Below are 21851 nucleotides of genomic sequence, written 5' to 3'. Positions count from 1 at the left end.
ATGGTGTGTGCTTCACATTCCGCAGGCTCTGCGGCAGGGCGCACGGAATGTTCGTTCGTGGTGTGCCGAGACTGTGATCCCATTGGATGCGCGACATCCGGTGTTGCCCCACCATTTTTGTATTCGTTCGCTTACCATGCGCTCTTCAGCGTGACGCCTTGCGTCCCGACGACCAGCCCTCCCGCGACGGCGCACTTCGACCCATATCACCCGATTTCACCGTCGCCAGCCGTAGATCGGCGGATAAAGAGGGCGCGGCCCGAACGGTCCGCATAAGGAGTCCGCACGCCTTGCCAACTCCCGGTCATCCCCGCCGTCGGGCAAGCGGGCAGAATCAGCGTACAGGCTGTGAGATTTGGAGAGGCTGCGTGAACGACGGTCCGGCGGAGTACCCGTATGGACGACCCGGCAACAGGTCGCCAGCATCGGCACTCCATCACAGCGCGCACCAATTCTGGCGGCCCAAAAAGCCGACGCCTCGCAGACGGGGTGAGCCGGTCTGCGAGGCGTCTTGCTTCAAAAGCGCGGATCTCGTGCCGTCATGATCGGCTGGGTCCGGCTGTCACGTGAATTTCCCTGGAGAGAATGCTTTACGTAATCAATGAGTCGTCGAACGGATCTTCGAGATTTCGTCCTTCAAACGCAGCTTCCGACGCTTGATCGTGGCAATATACTCGTCTTCCACAGACGGTCTCGTCAGAGCCGAATGCAGTTCTTCTTCGAGAGCACCGTGTTTTTTCTCAAGCGTTGCAAGATGAGCCTCAATGTTCATGTGGCAGTCCCTTCCTTTTGCTTGCATCCGGTCGCCAGGCGCCGGATGTTCAGGTTCTAACTGGGGAAGTGTGCCATGCGTTTGCCGATTTGTCGAAGGCGAAATCGCAGAAACGGATAACTTCCCGTGAACGATCGTTCTATGCTAGAGGATCGCGCCTTGGATGAATCGCGCACGGGGCCGGAAGGTTCCCGCCGCGCCGCAATGATCCGAACCGGCCGCTTGAGACCGTGCGGCCACGCACCAACTTTCTTACCCGACGACAGTTCTGCCGCCGGATGCCGACAGGGAAATCCGCATGCCCGATCAGGACCAGGCCGAACTCAGACTGAGCGTTGCGCGTCTGCGGCAGGAGCACGAGGATTACGATGTCGCCATCAATGCGATGATCCAGACCGGCTGCGATGCGCTGAGAATTCAGCGGATGAAGAAAAAAAAGCTGGTCATCAAGGACAGGATCACCAAGATCGAGGATGTGATCATTCCCGACATCATCGCCTGATATGGGCTTGATGCGGATGTGAGACACGACCGAGCGTGAACCCTTTATCGACCAGCGCGGGCTTGCATGAAGGCCGGCGCCAACCTCTATCCCGCGAACCTCTCTTCAAGGAGTGCGAGACATGACGAACCCGGGTCCGCCGCCCGTCGCCATCATCATGGGAAGCCAGTCCGACTGGGAAACCATGAAGAATGCCGCCGACATGCTCGATGCGCTCGACATTCCCTATGAAGCGCGCATCATTTCGGCTCACCGCACGCCCGACCGGCTGGTGACCTTCGCCACCTCCGCCCGCGAGGAAGGCTTCAAGGTGATCATCGCCGGGGCTGGCGGTGCCGCCCACCTTCCCGGCATGACCGCCGCCATGACCGCCCTGCCCGTCTTCGGCGTGCCGGTGCAGTCGAAGACCATGTCGGGCCAGGACAGCCTGCTCTCCATCGTTCAGATGCCCGCGGGCATTCCGGTCGGCACGCTCGCCATCGGCCGCGCCGGCGCCATCAATGCCGCACTGCTGGCGGCCGCCGTGCTCGCCCTGTCCGATCCGGATCTCGCCGACAGGCTGGATATCTGGCGCACAGAGCAGAGCGCCGCGGTCGCCGAATATCCGGTCGACCCGGCATGATCACGCTCGGCATCATCGGTGGCGGCCAGCTCGGCCGCATGCTCGCCATGGCCGCCGCGCGTCTGAACGTGCGCACCGTCATCCTCGAGCCGCAGGCGGATTGTCCGGCAGCGCAGGCCGCCAACCGGCAGATCGCAGCCGCTTACGACGATGAAGCCGCGCTCGACGCACTGGCTAAGGCCTGCGATATCGTCACCTACGAATTCGAGAACGTGCCCGTGGCCGCCGCCACGCGCCTTGCCCGCAGCCGGCCGGTCTATCCGCCGCCGAAGGCGCTGGAGGTGGCGCAGGACCGGGTGACCGAGAAGCGCTTCCTCAATGCTTGCGGCCTGGAGACGGCCCGTTTCCACACGATCGACAGCGCCGCTGAGCTGACGGCAGCCCTTGCCGATTTCGGCGGAAAGGGCGTGCTCAAGACCCGCCGTCTCGGCTATGACGGCAAGGGCCAACATGTCTTCCGCGATGGCAGCGAGAATGCAGCAGACGTCTACGAGCGCCTGGGCGCCGTGCCGCTGATTCTGGAAAGCTTCGTCACGTTCGACCGCGAGATCTCCATCATCGCCGCGCGCGGAACCGACGGTGCGGTCGCCGCCTTCGACCCGGCGGAGAACGTTCACCGCAACGGCATTCTCCACACCTCCACCGTACCGGCGACAATCGACGCGGCAGCCACGCAGGCTGCGACTGCTGCGGCAAGAGCGATTCTGGAAACACTGGATTACGTCGGCGTCATCGGCGTCGAGTTTTTCGTGCGGCCGGATGGCGGGCTTGTCGTCAACGAGATCGCGCCCCGCGTCCACAATTCCGGCCACTGGACGGAGGCGGCCTGCGTTGTCTCGCAGTTCGAGCAGCATATCCGCGCCGTCTGCGGCCTGCCGCTTGGGCATACCGCCCGCCATTCGGATGCGGTGATGCAGAATCTCATCGGCGACGACATCCATGACCTGCCGCGCTGGCTGCAGGAGCCCCGTACGCTCGTTCATCTCTATGGCAAGGAGGATGCCCGTCCGGGCCGGAAGATGGGCCATGTGACGGTGCTTGGGCAGGCTTTGCGCCGGATGTCGCAAACCTGCTAAAAACCGGGCTTCGCGTCCGAAATCCCGGCCGTTATGGTTGACAGCAGCCCGGGCGCGGGGTATTTGCCAGCCACCGTAAAGAGCGCGCTCAGCCCTGACAGGCTCGCAGGCGCGCTTTTTGATTGTTTAGACCCTGTGCGAATGTGCATTCGCCGCAACTGCGGATCAGAAAGATGAAGATCAAAAATTCGCTTAAGTCGCTGAAGGCCCGTCATCGCGAAAACCGTTTGGTTCGCCGCAAGGGCCGCGTCTATATCATCAACAAGCTCAACCCGCGTTTCAAAGCCCGTCAGGGCTGAGGCATATCTGCCGAAGCGGGACTGAAGTGACATGTGTTTCGACCTTCGGTCGAGAAACATGTCATAAAATTGATTTGATCTGAGGCCATGGCGGGATACCTTCTCACCATGGCCTTTTTCATGTCCCGTACCCTGATTCCCGCACCGTTTTGCCTGGCCCCTTTGGTTGCGGCATGTCTCGTCATGTCGCCCCTCGGCGCTGTCCAGGCAGCGGATACCGCGCAGGTGCCAACGGCAGAGATGTCCACGGCGAAGCCTGCCGAGCCGGAAAAGCTCCCGACGCGGGCAGAAAAGCTCGACACCCTGTTTGCCGCGCTGAAGCGCGAACGGGACGCTGAGAAGGCGCGCGGCATTGCCGAGCAGATCCGTCTGGAATGGCAGGATTCGGGCAGTGCGACCGTGAACCTGCTCATGCAGTGGGCGGCAAAGGCCGTGGCCGACAGCAAACAGCCGAGCGCCCTCGACCTCTACGACCAGGTCATCGCGCTGGCGCCCGACTATGTCGAAGGCTGGAACCAGCGGGCGACGCTGCACTATCAGATGAGCAACTACCGGAAATCCATGTCCGACATCAACCGCGTGCTCGCGCTGGAGCCGCGTCACTTCGGTGCGCTCGCGGGAATGGCGGCAATCCTCACCGCCTCCGGCAAGGACGAACTGGCCCTGCGCGCCTGGGAACAGTTCCTCGCCGTCTACCCCGCCGAGCGCAAGGCGCAGGAGCAGGTGGGCGAGCTGGAAGAGAAGCTGGCGGGCAACCGGACCTGAAAGGGCCTTACTCTACCTTTCGACAATGGGCCGATCCGCGTGCCGCTGAACCGTTTCCCGCAGCGCTCCGTATGACATCGTAAATCCGATTCCAGACCGCAAGCCCTACCATCGGTGTAGCGCATCGGCTCCGGGATCGCTAACGGTGTGACGACGACAGACCATGCCTCCCTTCCCGACCCGCAGGATCATCATGCTTTCGACGCTCGCCGCCTTCCTCATCCTGATGGCCGTGGGGGTCGGCGCCGGAACCTATCAGGCATCCGCCTTCGAGCGGACCAGCGGCCATGACGGCGAGCTCACCGATATCGGCGGCACCCGCATGAACAGCGTTCACGTGCCCCGCCCGCCCGGCGCGGACCTGCCGCCCATCGTCTTCATCCACGGCGCCAGCGCCAATCTCAACGACCCGATGGCAGCCTTTCGTGCGAAGCTGGAAGGCCGGGCTGAGATGCTATTCCTCGATCGCCCCGGCTTCGGCTATTCGGAGCGCGGCGGGCCGCGCAACGCCTATCCGGACGGACAGGCGGATGCGGTGGCCGCCCTCATGAAAAAGCGGGGAATCGACAAGGCGATCATCGTCGCCCATTCCTTCGGCGGCGCGATCGCCGCGACCTTTGCCCTAAACCACAAGGACATGGTGGCCGGGCTCGTCTTCCTCTCCCCCGCCACCCATCCCTGGCCGGGCGGTGTCGAATGGTATTATGACGTCGCCAAGACGCCCCTGCTCGGCGATCTCTTCGCGACCCTTGTTGCACCCACCGTCGGCCGCCTGCTGGTGGACAAGGCCACCCGCAGCGTCTTTGCGCCCAACCACCGGCCGGACGATTATATCGCCGAGAGCAAGACCTATCTGGCGCTCCGCCCGGCGACCTTCCGCAACAATGCCGTCGATATCGCCAACCTGCTCGCTTATGTCACGAAGGTCGCGCCGCGCTATGTCGAGATCACGGCGCCCACGGTCATCATCACCGGAGACCGGGACAAGGTCGTCCTGCCGGACATCCACTCCCGCCAGCTGCACGAGGCGATCGCCGGCTCACGACTGGTAACCATCCACAATCTCGGCCACAAGCCCGACTACACCGTCACCGACGTCGCCATCGCCGCCATCGAGACCGTTGCCGGTGAGACGCCCGATCTTGAGGGAATCGCCCGCGCAGCGGAGAAACGCATCGCCGGCGACAACGAGGAATGAACACGAAAACGCCGCGTCCCCATGAGGGAACGCGGCGTTTTGCTGTTGGATAGTCTAACGCTTAGACGCCGCCGGCGCCGTCTTCGCTGATATAGGCGATGCGCAGCATGTTGGTGGCGCCGGGCGTGCCGAGTGGAACACCGGCCGAGATGATGATGCGGTCGCCCGGATTGGCAAGGCCTTCCGAAGCGACGATACGGCAGGCACGATTGACCATGTCGTCAAGGTCGGTCGCATCGCTGGTGACGACGCAGTGCATGCCCCAGACGACCGAGAGCCGGCGCGCCGTCTGGATGACGGGCGAGAGGGCAAGGATCGGCACCTGCGGACGCTCGCGCGCCGTGCGCAGGCCGGTATTGCCCGAAGACGTGTAGCAGACGATGGCCGACAGCTTCAGCGTTTCGGCGATCTGGTGCGCGGCAAGCGAGATGGCGTCCGCACCCGTCGCTTCCGGCGGCGTGCGCTGGGCGTAGATGATGCCGGAATAATGCGGGTCGGTTTCGACCTTGCTGGCGATCGACGACATGGTCGCGACGGCCTCGACCGGGTAATCGCCGGAGGCGGACTCGGCCGACAGCATGACGGCATCGGCACCTTCGAACACGGCGGTGGCAACGTCGGAGACTTCGGCGCGGGTCGGGACCGGTGCCGAGATCATCGATTCCAGCATCTGTGTGGCGACGACGACCGGCTTGCCGGCGCGGCGGCAGGCGCGGATGAGCTGCTTCTGCAGGCCGGGCACGGCCTCAAGCGGCATCTCGACACCAAGGTCGCCACGGGCAACCATCAGCGCATCCGAAAGCTCGATGATTTCGTCGATCCGCTCGATCGCCTGCGGCTTCTCGATCTTCGACATCAGGCCAACGCGACCACCGGAGATCTTGCGAACTTCGATCAGGTCTTCGGGACGCTGGACGAAGGAGAGCGCCACCCAGTCGACTTCATTCGTGGCAAGCACGGCATCGAGGTCGGCGCGGTCCTTGTCGGTGAGGACGCCGACGCCGAGCAGCGTATCGGGCAGGCTCACGCCCTTGCGGTCGGAGATCTTGGTGCCGGACACGACGGTACAGACGATGCTCTTGCCGTCGGCGCTTTCGGCGCGCAGATGCAGCTTGCCGTCATCGATCAGCAACCGGTCGCCGGCCTTGACCGCTTCGAGAATTTCGGGATGCGGCAGGAAGACGCGGGTCTTGTCGCCAAGCGCCTCGTTGTCGTCGAGCGTGAAGGTCTGGCCGGGAACGAGGTCGACCTTGCTATCGACGAACTTGCCGACGCGAAGCTTCGGGCCCTGAAGGTCGGCGAGAATGCCGATGGGGCGGCCGCAACGGGCCTCGACGGAGCGGATGCGCTCGATGAGCGTGCGCATCATGTCGTGGCTGGCATGGCTCATATTGATGCGGAAGAGATCCGCACCGGCCTCGTGCAGCTTCTGGATCATCGCCTCTTCGTTCGACGCCGGTCCCAGCGTCGCAAGGATTTTGGCTTTTCTATTCCGTCTCATCAATTCTGGCCTTCTTGAGTCCCGGGCGTATCGGAAAGCTGAACCATCCAGCTGCCTTGGCGTCCCGTATCGTATTCCTTGAAGCCCATGCGCTGGAAACCGCGCGCAAAACAGTCCTGCACGCCGACGATCTTGAACTCGTTTTCAGCGGCGCACATGTTGACGTTGCCTGTCCACCGGCCACCACGCGCCGCATCTTCGGCGTAGAGATAATAGTAGCGGGATTGCAGTTCGCCCTCGATCAGCGTCGCGCAGGTGGTGGCAGGTACCTGCCACCAACCCTCGGTGATCCAGCCTTCCTTGGCGCGGTAGCCGATGGCCACCCCGACGAGGTTCTGCGTACCGTTGCAGACGCGAAATTCGGCGCGCGCCTCCGTTGCCACGAGGGGGGAGGCGAGCGCGAGCGCGAAGACAGTCAATCCACCGAGAGACAAGCGACGCATGTTCGACGAGGAGAGAAGATGTCGAGACACGGTTTCCAATGGTGCTCCATTGCATTTTGTCGAGGCACTTTCTTGCGACGGTGCGGGGCGAAAGTCAACGGAGGTGTAAGCCCTCATTTCCGGCTTTTTCCAGGCAGGCATTGCATAGTCCCGATGCGCCTGCCTTGCGATCGCCTTTTCGACATGCCATCAAAATTGCAAAGGCATGCAAAGAGGTTGAACCCAATGGCCGACGAGGCGCCGTTCGAGATCATCAGAGGCGATATGGGCCGCGGGCTCGTGCTGCTCGGCGACCACGCGACCAACCGGCTGCCACCCCGCTACGGCACCCTCGGCTTGGCCGAAAGCGCCTTTTCCCGGCACATCGCCTACGACATCGGCGTAGAGCCGCTGATCCGGGGATTGGCCAAGCGTCTCAACGTGCCCGCCGTGATGAGCCGCTATTCCCGCCTGCTGATCGACCCGAACCGCGGCGAGGACGATCCGACCCTGATCATGAAGATTTCCGACGGCGCGATCATCGCCGGCAATCATCCTTTATCGGAGGCAGAAGCCGAGGCACGCCTGGAGGGCTACCATCGCCCCTATCACCGGGCCGTGGCCGACACCATCGCCGAGGTTGCGCAGGCAAGCGGCAGCACGCCGCTCATCCTGTCGCTCCACTCGTTCACACCGGCCTGGAAGGGCGAACCCCGCCCCTGGCATGTCACCGTGCTCTGGGACACCGACGCGCGCGCCGTGCTGCCGCTCCTGGCAGCGCTGCGCGAACCCGGCGACGTCGTGGTCGGCGACAACGAACCCTATGACGGCGCCCTGCGGGGCGACACGCTCTACCGCCACTGCATGGAAACCGGCATGCCGCATGCGCTGATCGAGGTGCGCCAGGACGAGATCGGCACGCCCGAAGGCGTCGCCGCCTGGATCGACCGTCTGGCGCCGATCTTCGAGCGGCTGAACGCCCGCGCCGACCTGCACCGCACGGAGCGACACGCCTCCCGCACGGGGCCTTACGCCGCGTAACACTTTGCATTGGGGCCCTGCCCGCTCCGCCGACCGAAAGGATATGCCTATGCCCGACACAAGCCCGATGCCCGAGCTCTCACCGGAACAGCGAACCGAATTCGAGGCCGCCGCCTTCCGCCGCCTGCTGGCGCATCTCGGCGAGCGCAGCGACGTCCAGAACATCGACCTCATGAACCTTGCCGGCTTCTGCCGGAACTGCCTTTCCAACTGGTATCGCGATGCGGCCGAGGCGAGTGGACAGCCGTTGAGCAAGGAGCAATCCCGCGAGATCGTCTACGGCATGCCCTATGACGAATGGCGCGAGAAGCACCAGCGCGAAGCGAGCACCGACAAGCAGGCGGCCTTCGAGATCAACCGCCCGAAGGCGTGAGCACGATGCAGGCGGAGGCAGTGCGCGGCAATCTTTGCGCAAAGTGACTTGACCTCGACGCTGCTTCACGGCAGGTGACGGCCCAGCCGGGCATGAGGCCCGAAAGCCTCCGAAATTCCCGCATCCCGTCTTCGCCCTCCCCGGCCGGACGGCGAGGCGTATGCTCAATCAAACAGCCTGAACGAAAAGGACAACAGGAATGGACGAGAGAACAATCCCGGAAACGGGCGTGGAAAACGTCGCCGCTGCCGAGCTTCGCCAGTTCATCGAGCGTATCGAGCGCCTGGAAGAAGAAAAGGCTGCGATTGCCGACGACATCAAGGACGTCATGGGCGAGGCCAAGGGCCGCGGCTACGACACCAAGGCGATCCGCACGATCATTCGCCTGCGCAAGAAGGATGCGAACGAACGCATCGAGGAGGAAACGATCCTCCAGACCTACATGGCCGCTCTGGGTATGGAATAGTCCAGCCGCGGTCATCCGCAGGCAGCATCAACGCCGCGCGTCATGTTCGACGGGCGGCGTTTTGCGTTTGAAGGCCTGTGCGGTCGCTCAAGTTTAATGGATGAGGTTTCGTCGGATGGCATCGGCGATGGCGTGGGTGCGGTTTGCGGCTCCCAGCTTCTTGATGGCCGACTTGATGTAGCTGTTCACCGTATCGTTCTGATAGCCCGTCGCCCGCGCGATGCCCTCGCTGGTCAGGCCATGGCTCGCCTGCTTCAGACAGGCAACTTCACCGCGCGACAACCGCAGATGCGAAACGGCAAAGCGCTCCATCAGCGGCCGCGTGACGTCTGCATGCAGGGAGGGCGCGATCAGTGTGAGGAATGCGAGCTCTTCGCTGTCGAACGGCAGCTCCCGCATGAAGGTGACGGCGCCGTAGACCACGGAACTGCGCATGACCGGCACGAGCGTTCGATTGTGAACGTTGAAGGTCGATGTCACACGCTCCAGAAGGGCAGGCCTCGGCGTCTCCGCGAAGACCTCGGCCTCGATCACGACCTTTCCCGAAAGCGCGGCCTTGACGAACGGATCGATCTCATAGAGCCGCTCGCGCGCATAGGTCTCGACATAGGCAGGCGGCAGGTCCGTATCCACGGACACACCATGTCCGAACTGATACCCCTCGAGGTCGAGTCCACTTATCGCGATATGATCGAACGGCACCGCACGCCTGAGGCGATCGACCACGGGATTCGACGTGAAATAGCGATGCCGAGGAACGGAATTCAGATCGCGCCATTCCGGACTGAATGGGGAGAGCGATGAGTGTGCCTTGGTGGCCATGACCGGACTCCGAATGCTGACTTACTGTAAGTCTGCTGAGACGGTGTCAAATTTCGCCCGAGTTTACAACCAAAAGATCTATTTTTAGGGGATTTACCGTATAGAGACAAAAATACCCCGGGTTTCCGGGGCATTTTTGTGTTTTAGGGAGCGGGAATGGCTGAGGTCGCACCTCAAATACCGCCACCCTCAGTTGAAACGTTGAACTTCCATGAAGTTGACAGCTGTACCGCTGAACTTTGCCGTATCGGCCACGGCCGGACGGTTGGTGAAACCGGCGGAGTAGACCGTCGTCGGCGAGGCACGCAGCGAGCGGGAGACGAAGCGCGGTGCCTTCACCGGTTTCGACAAGGTCGCCATGCGGCTGGTCGAGAGCGCCCATTCCGCAATGATTTTCTGCGTCAGCTTCGGCTCCGTGCGCACGGAGGTGCGATGCGCGGCATCGGCCTGAACCTTTTTGGGACGGGCGGCCTTGGTCGGCACCTCGGCGGGCGCATCGAAGGCACTGCCGAACGGATCACGCGGTGCGGACGACGGAGCCGGCGCGTAGGACGCAAGCTCGACCGGCGGGTTGGCCGGGCGAACCGGTGCCGCAGCGATGCGGGTGGGATCACGGGCCGGAACGGCCGGCGGCGTCTGCGCCGTGGCCACGGCTTCCGGTCGCGCAGCAGGGATGGTGGCGACGGTCGGGGCCGCAAGGGCAACCTTGGCACCGGCTTCCGCCGCGGTATCGACCGGGGCCTGTGCGGTCGCAATCACAGCCGGAGCCGTCGTTGTCGGTGCCGGCAGCGGCTGTGCAGCCATGCCAGCCGTTGCGCCGGAGACGTCGGCCTGGGCAACCGCCATCAGGGCAGCTTCACCAGCCGGACGAAGGGCCGGTACGGGCACGAAGCCAAGAGCTTCGGAATCCTCGGTCATCGCATTCGGGTCGGCACTGGCAAGCAATGCCTCGCTACCCTGCGGATCGGTCTGGCGCGCCATCGGCACGGGAACCTTGTAGCTCCGCAGATCGGCAAATTCCTCGCCTGTGGTCGCCAGGCCTGTCGCCGCCGGATCGGGAAGCGCTGCGGCAAGAGCATCCTGCGCAGCATTCCGGGTCGGCGCCACGAGCGCGGTCTGAACGGCCGTATCGGCTTCCTGGAAAGCAGGGCGAACGAGCGGAACCGGCGCCTTGACGGTCTGTTCGGCAACCACGGGGCCTTCGTCCGCACCCTCTACACCGGCAAGAACCGGCTGCTGAACCGGAGCGGTCGCGGGCTTGGTGGTACGGGCGAGCGCCTGGGCAGGCGCTTCGGAATCATCGCTCTCGGACCCGCTGGGGGCACCGCTTGCAATCGCCGTTGCATCTTCGTCCTCGTCGCCGCCACCGCCGAACAGCATGGCGAAGAGGTTCTTGCCGCCGCGCTTGGTGTCGCGATCGCCGGCACCCTTTGTCCCGCCGCCGGCCACTTCGATGGCGCTGGAGCCGACACGGCGCTTGTAGTCCGCCACCGCCTGCTCATAGCCGGGAAGCGGCGAGCCGTCGGAGGGAAGGTGCATGGTCTTGCCGTCCGGGAACAGGCGAACCAATTCGCCGCGGCTCATGCGCGGCCATGCACGCACGCCGCCGACATCCATATGGACGAAGGGCGAACCGGATGTCGGGTAGTAGCCGACGCCGCCGACCTGGAATTTCATGCCGATTTCGCGCAGCGTCTTCAGCTTCACGTCGGGCAGGTAGAAGTCCATCGCCTTGCCGAGCATGTGCTGGCTCTTCTTGGCGACACCCTTGGTGCGCGAGCGCAGCATGCCGTTCGTGGCCGGGGAGCGGTAGGCGGAGACGACGTGGATGTAATCGCGCGAGCCGCTCTTCTGGTAGACTTCCCAGATCAGATCGAGAAGACGCGGATCCATCTTCGTCGGCTCATTGCGGCGCCAGTCGCGCAGCATGTTGTTGACCTGCTGCAGACCCTTGGGGTCGTAGCGGCCATTGCGCTTGAAGGTGATTTCGGCCTTCTCGCGGGTATGGATGAAAAAGATCTTGAGCGTCCGGGTCTGCCCGGCAGCCTCGACGGCGGGGACCACGCCGGGCGTCACCATGGATGCGGCAATGACCAGCGATCCGAGAAGACGCGGCATGCGGCCGGCCCAACGGCGGCAAAGGTCGCGCACTTTGGTGCCGAAAGGCGTTATCATTCCCGACAAATCCTGCAAACCTTCTTCCCCGTCGACGGACACGCCGCTCCCTGTGGCTGTCCAGTTGACTATCAAATACGGTGACAGCATGGCATTTATGCCACAGTCGTCCCTTATCCTTATAATATAGTGAACGGACCACTAACAAGGTCTAAACGACACCGCATGTTTTCGACGAAAGCGTAAGGCAAGCTTGTCCCAACAGGACGTGAATCACGCGGCTTCAGAGAACGGATCGTCCGGATCGATCCCGTAATCCTTGAGCTTGCGGTAGAGCGTCGAGCGCCCGATGCCGAGCTTGCGCGCCACCTGGCTCATCTGGCCGCGATAGAATTTCAGCGCGAACCGGATCAGCTCCTCCTCGACCTCGGCCAGCTTTCGCACATTGCCACCGGCGTCGATGCTCGGAATGGCCGAATCGGTTACCGTCTCCACCGACCGCATCGCGCGCCGTTCGGATGGCGAGAGAGGCGGTTCGCTCTGTGCCGGACGGGCATGCGACAGTCCGGCATAGAACGACGGAGCGCCGGTCGAACCCTCGCTCCGCAACGGCTCGGACGAGAGATGCGGGATCACGCCATGCGCCAGTCCGTCCGGCAGCGTGACGGCCAACTGCGGAAAATCCGTGACGTCGAGTTCGGAATGCTCCGCCATGACGACGGCGCGGTAGATGGCACTTTCCAGTTCGCGGATATTGCCCGGCCAGTCGTAAGCCGTCAGCAGCGCCATGGCGCCATGGCTGATCGTGCGTGTCTTGGCCAGTCGCTGCTCGCTGGAGAAGATCTCCACGAAGTTGCGCACCAGCAGAGGAATGTCCTCCTTGCGGCGGCGCAGCGCGGGAATGGCGATGGGGAAGACGTTCAGGCGGTAATAGAGGTCCTCCCGGAACCGACCTTCGCGGACTTCGGTGATCAGGTCCTTGTTGGTGGCCGAGATCAGCCGCACATCGACCTTCTGCGGCAGGCGCGCACCCACCGTCTCGATTTCGCCCTGCTGCACGGCGCGCAGGAGCTTCACCTGCACGGCAAGCGGCAGATCGCCGATCTCGTCCAGGAACAACGTGCCACCATCCGCCTCGACGAACTTGCCGGCATGCTTTTCGGTCGCGCCGGTAAAGGCGCCCTTCTCATGGCCGAAAAGGATGCTTTCCACGAGATTGGCGGGGATCGCGCCGCAATTGACGGTGATGAAAGGTTTGCCGGATCGGTCGCTGCCGGACTGGATGGCACGCGCCACCATCTCCTTGCCGACGCCCGATTCGCCTTCGAGCACCACGGGAATGCTCGACTGGGCGGCGCGCTTGGCAAGATCGAGCACGCGGATCATCGCTTCGCTGGCGGAAACCACATCCTCGAAACGCACGACATCGCCACGGCTGCGCCGGCTGGTCGAGCCGCGCACGGGCCGACCGGATTGCTTCAAGGCATTGCCGATGGCCACCGCCAGCCGCTCCGGCGAGACCGGCTTCACCACGAAATCGAAGGCGCCGGCCTGCATGGCGAGCACCACCGTCTCGATGCCGCCCTGCCCGGTCTGCACGATGGCGGGCGTGGTGATATTGCGTTCGGCCAGCGCCGCGAGCACCGCATGGCCGTCCATTTCCGGCATCATCAGGTCGAGGAGAATGACATCGATCCGTGCGCCGCGGCGCAGCAGCACATCGAGCCCTGCGCGACCGTTTTCAGCCACATGCGCGATATGGCCGAGCCGCTCGATCATGCCTGTCAGGATCCGCCGCTGGACCGGATCGTCCTCGATCACGAGAATCTGCGCTGCCATGGGACCTCCTGCCTCAACGTCATCGGCGCACAGTCCTGCGCGCCACTTTCAGCGTCCATTCCTGGCACAAAGGATTGAACACGGTGTTTGGCGAAAGACTTGCATTTTAACCAACGGGGACGTTAGGTTCCGGCCCCGCGCCAAGGCCGGCCGAGTGCCTTGGCGCGCCGAAGCAAGCGAGTGACCGCAATGACCCTTTCTCCCCGGACGTCGTCTTTTCCCGAGCATGTCATGAGCCCCGCAGATGCCTCGACCCTCGACGCCGCATTGGGCGACCTGCCGACATGGAAGCTGGAGGATCTCTATCCCGCACCGAATTCGCAGGCCTTCCGCGACGACATGGAAAAGGCCGGCGCCGAATGCCTGGCCTTCGAGGCCAAGTGGAAGGGCCGCCTGACGGACGCGGCCGCAAAGACCGGTGACGAAGGCCTGGGGAAGGCGGTGCAGGAATTCGAGGCGCTGGAAGACCTCATGGGCTGCATCGGCTCCTATGCCGGGCTCACTTATTATACCGACACCTCCGACCCCGAAATCGGCAAGTTCTTCGGCGATGTGCAGGCCAAGCTCACGGACGATGCGAGCCATCTCCTGTTCTTTGCGCTGGAGATGAACCGGATCGACGATGCGGTGCTCGAGGCGGCACTCGCCGCCGACGCACTGGCGGCGCATTACCGCCCCTGGATTCTCGATCTGAGGATGGACAAGCCCTACCAGCTGGACGACCGGCTGGAGCAGCTGTTCCTTGAAAAATCCATGACCGGTGCCGGCGCCTTCAACCGCCTGTTCGACGAGACCATGGCCGCGCTGACCTTCACCGTGGATGGCGCGGTGCTGCCGCTGGAGCGCACGCTGAGCCTGCTGCAGGAGCCGGACCCGGAAACGCGCCGCAAGGCCGCGCAGGCACTGGCTGCGACGTTCAAGGCCAACATCCGCACCTTCGCGCTCATCACCAACACGCTGGCCAAGGACAAGGAAATTTCCGACCGCTGGCGCGGCTTTACCGACATCGCCGACAGCCGGCATCTGGCGAACCGGGTGGAGCGCGAGGTGGTGGACGCGCTGGCGCAGGCCGTGCGCGAGGCCTATCCGCGCCTGTCGCACCGCTACTATGCCATGAAGGCGAAGTGGCTGGGCATGGAGCGGATGAACTTCTGGGACCGCAACGCGCCCCTGCCGGAAACGCCCAATCACCTGATCCCCTGGAGCGAGGCGCGCGAGACGGTGCTCTCGGCCTATGGCGCCTTCGACCCCGAAATGGCCGCCATCGCCCGCCGCTTCTTCGATGGCGGCTGGATCGACGCGCCGGTGCGCCCGGGCAAGGCGCCGGGTGCCTTCGCGCATCCGACCGTGCCCTCGGCCCACCCCTATGTGCTGGTGAACTACATGGGCAAGCCGCGCGACGTTATGACGCTCGCGCACGAACTCGGCCATGGCGTGCATCAGGTGCTGGCAGGTGGACAGGGTGCGCTGATGGCCTCGACGCCGCTGACGCTTGCGGAAACCGCATCCGTCTTCGGCGAGATGCTGACCTTCCGCGCACTGCTGGAGCGCACGACGGACAAGCGCGAGCGCAAGGCGATGCTCGCCCAGAAGGTCGAGGACATGATCAACACGGTCGTGCGCCAGATCGCCTTCTATGAATTCGAGCGCAAGCTGCATACGGCGCGGAAGGACGGCGAGCTGACGCCGGAGGCCATCGGCCAGCTCTGGCTGTCCATACAGGCGGAAAGCCTCGGCCCGGCCATCGCGATTTCGGAGGGCTACGAGACCTACTGGGCCTATATCCCCCACTTCATCCATTCGCCCTTCTACGTCTACGCCTATGCATTCGGCGATTGCCTGGTGAACTCGCTCTACGCCGTCTATGAAAAGGCCGAGGGCGGCTTCCAGCAGAAATATTTCGAGATGCTGAAGGCCGGCGGCAGCAAGCATCACAGCGAGCTCCTCGCCCCCTTCGGCCTCGACGCCACCGACCCCGCCTTCTGGGAAAAGGGCCTTTCGATGATCGAAGGACTGATCGACGAGCTGGAGGCACTGGACGCGGCGTGACCCGCGTGAGCGCTGGATTGAAATGACACTCTTCGCCCACCTCCGCCCCTCACCCTAACCCTCTCCCCGCTCGCGGGGAGAGGGGACGTGGCGTGCTCACAGTCTGAGCGAGCGGCCAACCTCACGTTCCTTCTCCCCGTCAGGACGGGGAGACGGTGGCGGCAGCCGGATGAGGGGCAGCCCACAACCCGGAAACCCCGATGCCCACCGACCCGTTCATCCTCTTCAGCGACGACACGACCGGCACGGTGACGCTCTTTGCCGAGCCGCTGGAGATCATCACCGCGCGCACGCGCGCCGAGGTCTTCATCGCCTTCGCCCGCATGGAAGCGGCGAAGGCGAACGGCAAGTGGCTGGCGGGGTTCATGGCCTATGAGGCTGGCTATCTGTTCGAGGACCGGCTGGCACCGCTGGCGCCGGAAAACCGGGAAACGCCGCTCCTGTGCTTCGGCGTCTTCGAGCGTCCGGCCGACGCCGACCATCCACTTGGCCAGCCCCGACGACGGCGCGACAACACGCCGTTTCTCACATCACCCCGCGCCGCCTGGGATCTCCCCGCCTATCGCGATCGTTTCGACCGGCTGCACCGCCATCTGCGGCAGGGCGACTGCTATCAGGCGAACCTCACTATGCCGATCACAGCCCGCTGGAACGGCGATCCGCTCGACGCCTTCTGGTCGCTGATCGAGCGCCAGCCGGTGCGCTACGGGGCCCTCGTCCATCTCGATGGCCCGACCCTCCTGTCGCGCTCGCCGGAGCTGTTCTTCAGAATCGCGGACGGGATGATCGAAACGCATCCGATGAAGGGCACCGCGCCGCGCGGCGCATCCCCTGCCGAAGACGAAGCGATCGTCGCGGCCATGCTGGCCGATGGCAAGACCCAGGCGGAAAACCGCATGATCGTCGATCTCCTGCGCAACGACATCTCGCGCATTACCGAGGTCGGCACCCTCGACGTGCCCCGGCTGTTCGACATCGAGACCTACCCGACCGTCCACCAGATGGTGAGCCATGTCCAGGCAAGGCTCTCTCCGGGCCTTGCCATCGCCGACATCTTCCGGGCTCTCTTTCCCTGCGGCTCGGTGACGGGTGCACCGAAGATCCGGGCGATGGAGATCCTGAGCACGCTGGAAACGGGCCCGCGCGACGCCTATTGCGGCGCCATCGGCCATATCGCGCCGAACGGCGACATGCGTTTCAGCGTGGCCATCCGCACCCTGTCGCTGTTCGACACCGGCGAAGCGATCTTTAATGTCGGCGGCGGCATCGTCTATGATTCTACCGCCGAGGCGGAATATGCCGAATGCCTGCTGAAGGCCCGCTTCGCGCTGGGCGACGAGGCCCCCGCACTGGGGAATGCGCCATGAGCGATTTCACCCTGATCGAGACGCTGCGATACGAACCGCCCCAGAGTCCCGACACCGGCTTCGCGCGACTGCGCCTGCACATGGCTCGCCTCTCCCGCTCCGCCCGCCGCCTCGGCTTCACCCTGCCGAACGACGTGACCTCCCGGCTCGAACGCGCCGTTGCCCACGCTGCCTGTCCCTCCCGCGTCCGTTTGGAACTCGCGCGCGACGGCCACCTCGATATCGCCGTCGTGCCCTTCACGGCCCAGCCGCCGGGCACCGTCTGGCGCGTCCGGATTGCCGAAACCCGCCTCGCCTCGACCAATCCGCTGCTCCGCTACAAGACGAGCCGGCGGGATGCCTATGACGCGGCGCGTGGCGAGTGGCCGGCGGGAGAGGCCGACGAGGTGCTGTTGCTCAACGAGCGCGGTGAACCCTGCGAGGGGACCATCACCTCGCTGTTTCTGGACGATGGCACAGGCATTCTCAAAACCCCGCCGATCGCCTGCGGCCTGCTGGCCGGCGTGTTGCGCACCGAGCTGATCTGCGCCCGCCGCGCCCGTGTCGAGCGCCTGACACTCGATGCCGTGCGCGCGGGCTCGCTGTTCATGGGCAATGCGTTGCGCGGCCTCATTCCCGCCCGGCTGGTCGAGTCCTGAACCCTTCGGCACCACGAGAGCCGTCATTTAAGGGATCGCCGAAAGATGCCGGCCCTTTATTGTGACATCGATTTATGATCTAGGGGCGCGCATATTGCCCAGAGCCGACCGAACCCGGATCGGCTTGCCTTAAAAGAACACGTTCAGGAGAAGACCCTATGGCGGAAGCCTCTCATCCGGTTTACGGCGAAATCACCGGCCCGATCGTCATGATCGGCTTCGGTTCCATCGGCCGCGGCACCCTGCCGCTGATCGAGCGGCATTTCACCTACGACAAGAGCCGGATGGTCGTCATCGACCCGCGTGAAGACGCGGCCGACCTGAAGATCATGAAGAAGCACGGCGTCAAGCACATCAAGGCGGCCGTCACCAAGGAAAACTACAAGGAACTGCTGAAGCCGCTTCTGACGGCCGGCGGCGGTCAGGGCTTCTGCGTCAATCTGTCGGTCGATACCGGCTCGGTCGATCTCGTGAAGCTCTGCCGCAAACTCGACGTTCTCTATATCGACACGGTCGTCGAGCCCTGGCTCGGCTTCTACTTCGACAAGAGCATGAAGAACTCCGAGCGCACGAACTACGCGCTGCGCGAGACCATGCGCCACGAGAAGAAGAAGAACCCGGGCGGCACGACGGCCGTTTCCACCTGCGGCGCAAACCCGGGCATGGTCTCCTGGTTCGTCAAGCAGGCACTGGTGAACCTCGCCAACGATCTCGACGTCAAGTTCGACGAGCCGGACCAGCACGACCGCGAAGGCTGGGCGAAGCTGATGAAGAAGGTCGGCGTCAAGGGCATCCACATTGCCGAGCGCGACACGCAGCGCGCCAAGAACCCGAAGCCGCTCAACGTCTTCTGGAACACATGGTCTGTCGAAGGCTTCATATCGGAAGGCCTGCAGCCGGCCGAACTCGGCTGGGGCACCCATGAAAACTGGATGCCGAAGAACGCCAAGAAGCACAAGAAGGGCTGCCAGGCCGCCATCTATCTGGAGCAGCCCGGCGCCAACACGCGCGTGCGCACATGGTGCCCGACGCCTGGGCCCCAGTACGGCTTCCTCGTGACGCATAACGAGTCGATCTCGATCGCCGACTACTTCACGGTTCGCGACAAGGACGACGAAGTCACCTTCCGCCCGACCTGCCATTACGCCTACCATCCGGCCAACGACGCCGTGCTGTCGCTGCACGAGATGTTCGGCAATGGCGGCACGCCGCAGCCGGTTCTCCACGTTCTCGACGAGAACGAATTGGTGGACGGCGTCGACGAACTCGGCGTCCTGCTCTACGGCCACGACAAGAACGCCTACTGGTATGGTTCGCGCCTGTCGCTGGAGGAAACCCGCCGCATCGCGCCTTACCAGAACGCGACCGGCCTGCAGGTGACCTCGGCCGTTCTGGCCGGCATGGTCTGGGCGCTGGAAAACCCGAAGGCCGGCATCGTGGAAGCCGACGAGATCGACTACAAGCGCTGCCTCGAAGTGCAGACGCCGTATCTCGGCCCGGTCGAAGGCCACTACACCGACTGGACCCCGCTCGACGGCCGCCCGGGCCTCTTCCCGGAAGAGATCGACGAGAGCGACGCCTGGCAGTTCAAGAACATCCTGGTTCGCTAAGCCGCGACCGATCGAGACCGGACAAAGCCCGGAGCGTCATCGCTCCGGGCTTTTTTCTGCGCAGATCGCCCCTAACTGTCTCCCGAAAGCCGCGCTTGATGGTTTGCAGCGATCACCGCGGCGACCGCCATGCCCGCACCGCTTGCAAACAAGTGCTGATCACGTCATGGTTTTTCGACGTTCCGATCGTTCCGAGCACTACGGAGACCCTGCAATGAACCCCAAAGCCATCATGACCGCCCTTGCCGTCGCTGCGTCACTCGCTTCGTGCCAGTCCGCTCCGCGCGAGGTCAGCCAGATGCCGAGAAGCCAGGCCATGCCGGTGGGCGTCGAGGGAACCTGGGCCGATCCGAACGGCATCGTCTCGACATTCGCAAGCGGCACCTTCTCCACCCGCACGACCGACACGAACCAGATTCTCGCCTCCGGCAGCTATGTCAGCATCACGCCGAAGCTCGTCGAGATCAACATGACATCGATGGTTCGCAAGACCCAGCAGAAGGTCAACTGCGCCATGGTCACCAATTCGCAGCTCAACTGCACGACCGACACCGGCGCCCAGTTCTCGCTGTCGCGCCGCGTGTAAAACCTGACGACATCTAGGCGGCAAAAATCGCAGGGCATTGCTCTTTCTCCTTGAAGTCGGGACGGCGGGATGAAACGATCCCGATGTCCGGTGCCGGATCCCCGGCAGCGGGCATGCGTACGACAAAGAGGAGATCGTGATGATCCGCACCCTGCAGACCGGCCTGATGGCTGCGTCCCTGCTGGCCCTGTCCACAGGTGCCGCTTTTGCCGATTACGAACTGAACATCCTTCATATCAACGACTTCCATTCCCGCATTGAGGCGATCAACAAGTCCGATGCGACCTGCTCCGCAGAAGAGGAAGCCAAGAACGCCTGCTTCGGCGGCGCCGCCCGCCTGCTGACCGCCATCAACACCACGCGCGGCGCGCTGGATGGTGCCGGCAAGAACACGCTGTTGCTGAATGCCGGCGACAACTTCCAGGGCTCCCTGTTCTACACGACCTACAAGGGCGCGACGGAAGCCGAGGTCCTGAACGCCATGAAGTTCGACGCCATGACCGTCGGCAATCATGAGTTCGACGACAGCGACGACGTGCTGGCGACCTTCCTCGACAAGGTTCAGTTCCCCGTCGTCACCGCCAATGTCGTGCCGAGTGCCGCCGCCAAGATCGGCGACCGCATCAAGCCCTCCATCGTCATCGAGAAGGGCGGCCAGAAGATCGGCATCGTCGGCGCCGTCACCAACGACACGCCCGATATCGCCAATCCCGGCCCGAACATCACCATCGCCGACGATGTCGCCAAGATCACCGAGGCGGTCGCCGCCCTGAAGGCGCAGGGCGTCAACAAGATCATCGCGCTCACCCATGTCGGCTATCCGCGCGACCTCTCGGCCATCGCCAAGATCCCCGATGTCGACGTCGTCGTCGGCGGGCATTCCCACACACTGCTGTCCAACACCGTCGAGGGCGCCGAAGGGCCTTACCCGACCTGGGTCGACAATCCCGACGGCCACAAGGTGCCGGTCGTGCAGGCCTTTCAGTACAGCCGATATCTCGGCGACCTGAAGATCGTCTTCGACGATGCGGGCGTGGTAAAGGAAGCGACCGGCGAGCCGATCCTGATCGACAGCACGTTTACACCCGATGCCGCGATGACGGCGCGCATCAACGAGCTGAAGGCGCCGATCGAGGAACTGAAGCAGAAGGTGGTCGGCGAGACCTCCGGCCCCATCGAGGGCGACCGGAAGGTCTGCCGCGCGAGGGAATGCAGCATGGGCAACCTGCTGGCCGACGCGCAGCTCGACCGCGTGAAGGACCAGGGCATCACCATCTCCCTGCAGAACGGCGGCGGGCTGCGCGCGCCGATCGATGCGGGCCCGGTGACCATGGGCGAAGTGCTGACCGTGCTGCCGTTCCAGAACACCATCGCCACCTTCCAGCTGACCGGCGCCGATCTCTTGGCCGCACTTGAGAACGCGGTGAGCCAGGTGGATGACGGCGGCGGCCGCTTCCTGCAGGTTGCCGGCCTGAAATATGCGTTCGACCGGTCGAAGCCGGTCGGCAGCCGTATCAGCGCCGTCGAAGTGAAGGAGGGCGACGCCTTCACGGCCATCGATCCCGCCAAGACCTATGGCGTCGTCACCAACAACTACGTGCGCGGCGGCGGCGACGGCTTCAAGATCTTCGCGACCAACGCCAAGAATGCCTACGACTTCGGACCCAATCTCGAAGAAGCGGTAGCCGCCTATCTCGGCGCCCACAACCCCTACAAGCCCTATACCGATGGCCGCATCACCGATCTGACGCCGGCGAGCTACGTGCCCCCGGCAAAGCAGGCCCCCGC

Annotated in this window: 21 protein-coding genes; 15 read left to right on the top strand and 6 right to left on the bottom strand. The window is 63.9% G+C overall.

What is annotated here, in order from left to right:
• Positions 1 to 598: 598 nt before the first annotated feature.
• A complete protein-coding gene (locus G8E10_RS20055) occupies positions 599 to 772 on the bottom strand; it encodes a YdcH family protein (RefSeq protein ID WP_110800788.1) in 174 nt (57 codons plus the stop codon).
• Positions 773 to 1070: 298 nt separating this feature from the next.
• Here G8E10_RS20055 and G8E10_RS20050 point away from each other — a divergent pair, with 298 nt between their 5' ends.
• From G8E10_RS20050 to G8E10_RS20025, 6 genes are all read left to right on the top strand, one after another.
• Entirely contained in the window at positions 1071 to 1274 is a 204-nt protein-coding gene (locus G8E10_RS20050) for a YdcH family protein (RefSeq protein ID WP_092930336.1), read from the top strand.
• Between the two features lie 121 nt (positions 1275 to 1395).
• A complete protein-coding gene (purE, locus tag G8E10_RS20045) occupies positions 1396 to 1896 on the top strand; it encodes a 5-(carboxyamino)imidazole ribonucleotide mutase (RefSeq protein ID WP_167130455.1) in 501 nt (166 codons plus the stop codon).
• Complete coding sequence (locus tag G8E10_RS20040) at positions 1893 to 2972, top strand: 5-(carboxyamino)imidazole ribonucleotide synthase (RefSeq protein WP_167130454.1); 1080 nt, start codon at positions 1893 to 1895, stop codon at positions 2970 to 2972. The genes purE and G8E10_RS20040 overlap by 4 nt, the downstream gene beginning before the upstream one ends.
• Positions 2973 to 3145: 173 nt before the next feature.
• Positions 3146 to 3271 (top strand): type B 50S ribosomal protein L36, encoded by a 126-nt coding sequence (gene ykgO / locus G8E10_RS20035; protein WP_034855034.1) that lies wholly within the window; start codon positions 3146 to 3148, stop codon positions 3269 to 3271.
• Positions 3272 to 3454: 183 nt separating this feature from the next.
• Positions 3455 to 4036 carry a tetratricopeptide repeat protein gene (locus G8E10_RS20030; RefSeq protein ID WP_245420077.1) on the top strand — a complete coding sequence of 194 codons (582 nt, stop codon included), beginning with the start codon at positions 3455 to 3457 and terminating at the stop codon, positions 4034 to 4036.
• Between the two features lie 163 nt (positions 4037 to 4199).
• Positions 4200 to 5234, top strand: a complete 1035-nt coding sequence (locus G8E10_RS20025; protein ID WP_245420078.1) for an alpha/beta hydrolase — start codon at positions 4200 to 4202, stop codon at positions 5232 to 5234.
• 61 nt (positions 5235 to 5295) lie between these two features.
• Here G8E10_RS20025 and pyk read toward each other — a convergent pair whose 3' ends face one another.
• Positions 5296 to 6735: a pyruvate kinase gene (gene pyk / locus G8E10_RS20020; RefSeq protein WP_110729975.1), complete on the bottom strand. Its 1440-nt coding sequence runs from the start codon at positions 6733 to 6735 to the stop codon at positions 5296 to 5298.
• Positions 6735 to 7178, bottom strand: coding sequence for a DUF1036 domain-containing protein (locus tag G8E10_RS20015; RefSeq protein WP_425530860.1), 444 nt, complete (start codon positions 7176 to 7178; stop codon positions 6735 to 6737). Before G8E10_RS20015 ends, pyk begins: the two co-directional genes overlap by 1 nt.
• 225 nt (positions 7179 to 7403) lie before the next feature.
• Between G8E10_RS20015 and G8E10_RS20010 the strand changes: the two genes are divergently transcribed.
• The 3 genes from G8E10_RS20010 to G8E10_RS20000 all read left to right on the top strand — a co-directional run bounded on the left by G8E10_RS20010 (position 7404) and on the right by G8E10_RS20000 (position 9037).
• Entirely contained in the window at positions 7404 to 8198 is a 795-nt protein-coding gene (locus G8E10_RS20010; protein ID WP_167130453.1) for an N-formylglutamate amidohydrolase, read from the top strand.
• A 67-nt stretch (positions 8199 to 8265) separates the two neighbouring features.
• Positions 8266 to 8571 carry a DUF1244 domain-containing protein gene (locus G8E10_RS20005; protein WP_167130533.1) on the top strand — a complete coding sequence of 102 codons (306 nt, stop codon included), beginning with the start codon at positions 8266 to 8268 and terminating at the stop codon, positions 8569 to 8571.
• A gap of 199 nt (positions 8572 to 8770) precedes the next feature.
• Positions 8771 to 9037 (top strand): DUF2312 domain-containing protein, encoded by a 267-nt coding sequence (locus G8E10_RS20000; RefSeq protein ID WP_092989277.1) that lies wholly within the window; start codon positions 8771 to 8773, stop codon positions 9035 to 9037.
• 93 nt (positions 9038 to 9130) lie between these two features.
• Here the strand turns inward: G8E10_RS20000 and G8E10_RS19995 are convergent, their stop codons facing one another.
• From G8E10_RS19995 to G8E10_RS19985, 3 genes are all read right to left on the bottom strand, one after another.
• Positions 9131 to 9859, bottom strand: coding sequence for a helix-turn-helix transcriptional regulator (locus G8E10_RS19995; RefSeq protein WP_132448518.1), 729 nt, complete (start codon positions 9857 to 9859; stop codon positions 9131 to 9133).
• A 189-nt stretch (positions 9860 to 10048) separates the two neighbouring features.
• Positions 10049 to 12052, bottom strand: a complete 2004-nt coding sequence (locus G8E10_RS19990; RefSeq protein WP_167130532.1) for a peptidoglycan L,D-endopeptidase MepK — start codon at positions 12050 to 12052, stop codon at positions 10049 to 10051.
• A gap of 195 nt (positions 12053 to 12247) precedes the next feature.
• The gene (locus G8E10_RS19985; RefSeq protein ID WP_167130452.1) at positions 12248 to 13813 is read right to left on the bottom strand and encodes a sigma-54-dependent transcriptional regulator; all 1566 of its coding nucleotides are present in this window, start codon (positions 13811 to 13813) and stop codon (positions 12248 to 12250) included.
• 231 nt (positions 13814 to 14044) lie between these two features.
• On the opposite strand from G8E10_RS19985, the gene G8E10_RS19980 reads away from it, so the two are divergent.
• The 6 genes from G8E10_RS19980 to G8E10_RS19955 all read left to right on the top strand — a co-directional run.
• Positions 14045 to 15862 carry a M3 family oligoendopeptidase gene (locus G8E10_RS19980; protein ID WP_281517702.1) on the top strand — a complete coding sequence of 606 codons (1818 nt, stop codon included), beginning with the start codon at positions 14045 to 14047 and terminating at the stop codon, positions 15860 to 15862.
• Positions 15863 to 16062: 200 nt separating this feature from the next.
• Positions 16063 to 17229, top strand: a complete 1167-nt coding sequence (locus tag G8E10_RS19975) for an aminodeoxychorismate synthase component I (protein ID WP_167130450.1) — start codon at positions 16063 to 16065, stop codon at positions 17227 to 17229.
• A complete protein-coding gene (locus G8E10_RS19970) occupies positions 17226 to 17867 on the top strand; it encodes an aminotransferase class IV family protein (protein ID WP_167130449.1) in 642 nt (213 codons plus the stop codon). The genes G8E10_RS19975 and G8E10_RS19970 overlap by 4 nt, the downstream gene beginning before the upstream one ends.
• A 158-nt stretch (positions 17868 to 18025) precedes the next feature.
• A complete protein-coding gene (locus tag G8E10_RS19965; RefSeq protein WP_132448524.1) occupies positions 18026 to 19477 on the top strand; it encodes a homospermidine synthase in 1452 nt (483 codons plus the stop codon).
• A 214-nt stretch (positions 19478 to 19691) separates the two neighbouring features.
• Entirely contained in the window at positions 19692 to 20063 is a 372-nt protein-coding gene (omp10, locus tag G8E10_RS19960) for an outer membrane lipoprotein Omp10 (protein WP_092930366.1), read from the top strand.
• Between the two features lie 139 nt (positions 20064 to 20202).
• Positions 20203 to 21851, top strand: a 1649-nt coding sequence (locus tag G8E10_RS19955; protein ID WP_167130448.1) for a bifunctional metallophosphatase/5'-nucleotidase, incomplete at its 3' end; no start/stop codon positions are given.

Origin of the sequence: Ferranicluibacter rubi (genome assembly GCF_011603255.1) — a bacterium.
In the GTDB taxonomy this organism is placed as follows: Bacteria; Pseudomonadota; Alphaproteobacteria; order Rhizobiales; family Rhizobiaceae; genus Ferranicluibacter; species Ferranicluibacter rubi.
Note: the sequence above shows the minus strand (reverse complement) of the source record. Positions and strands in the feature narration are given on the sequence as shown.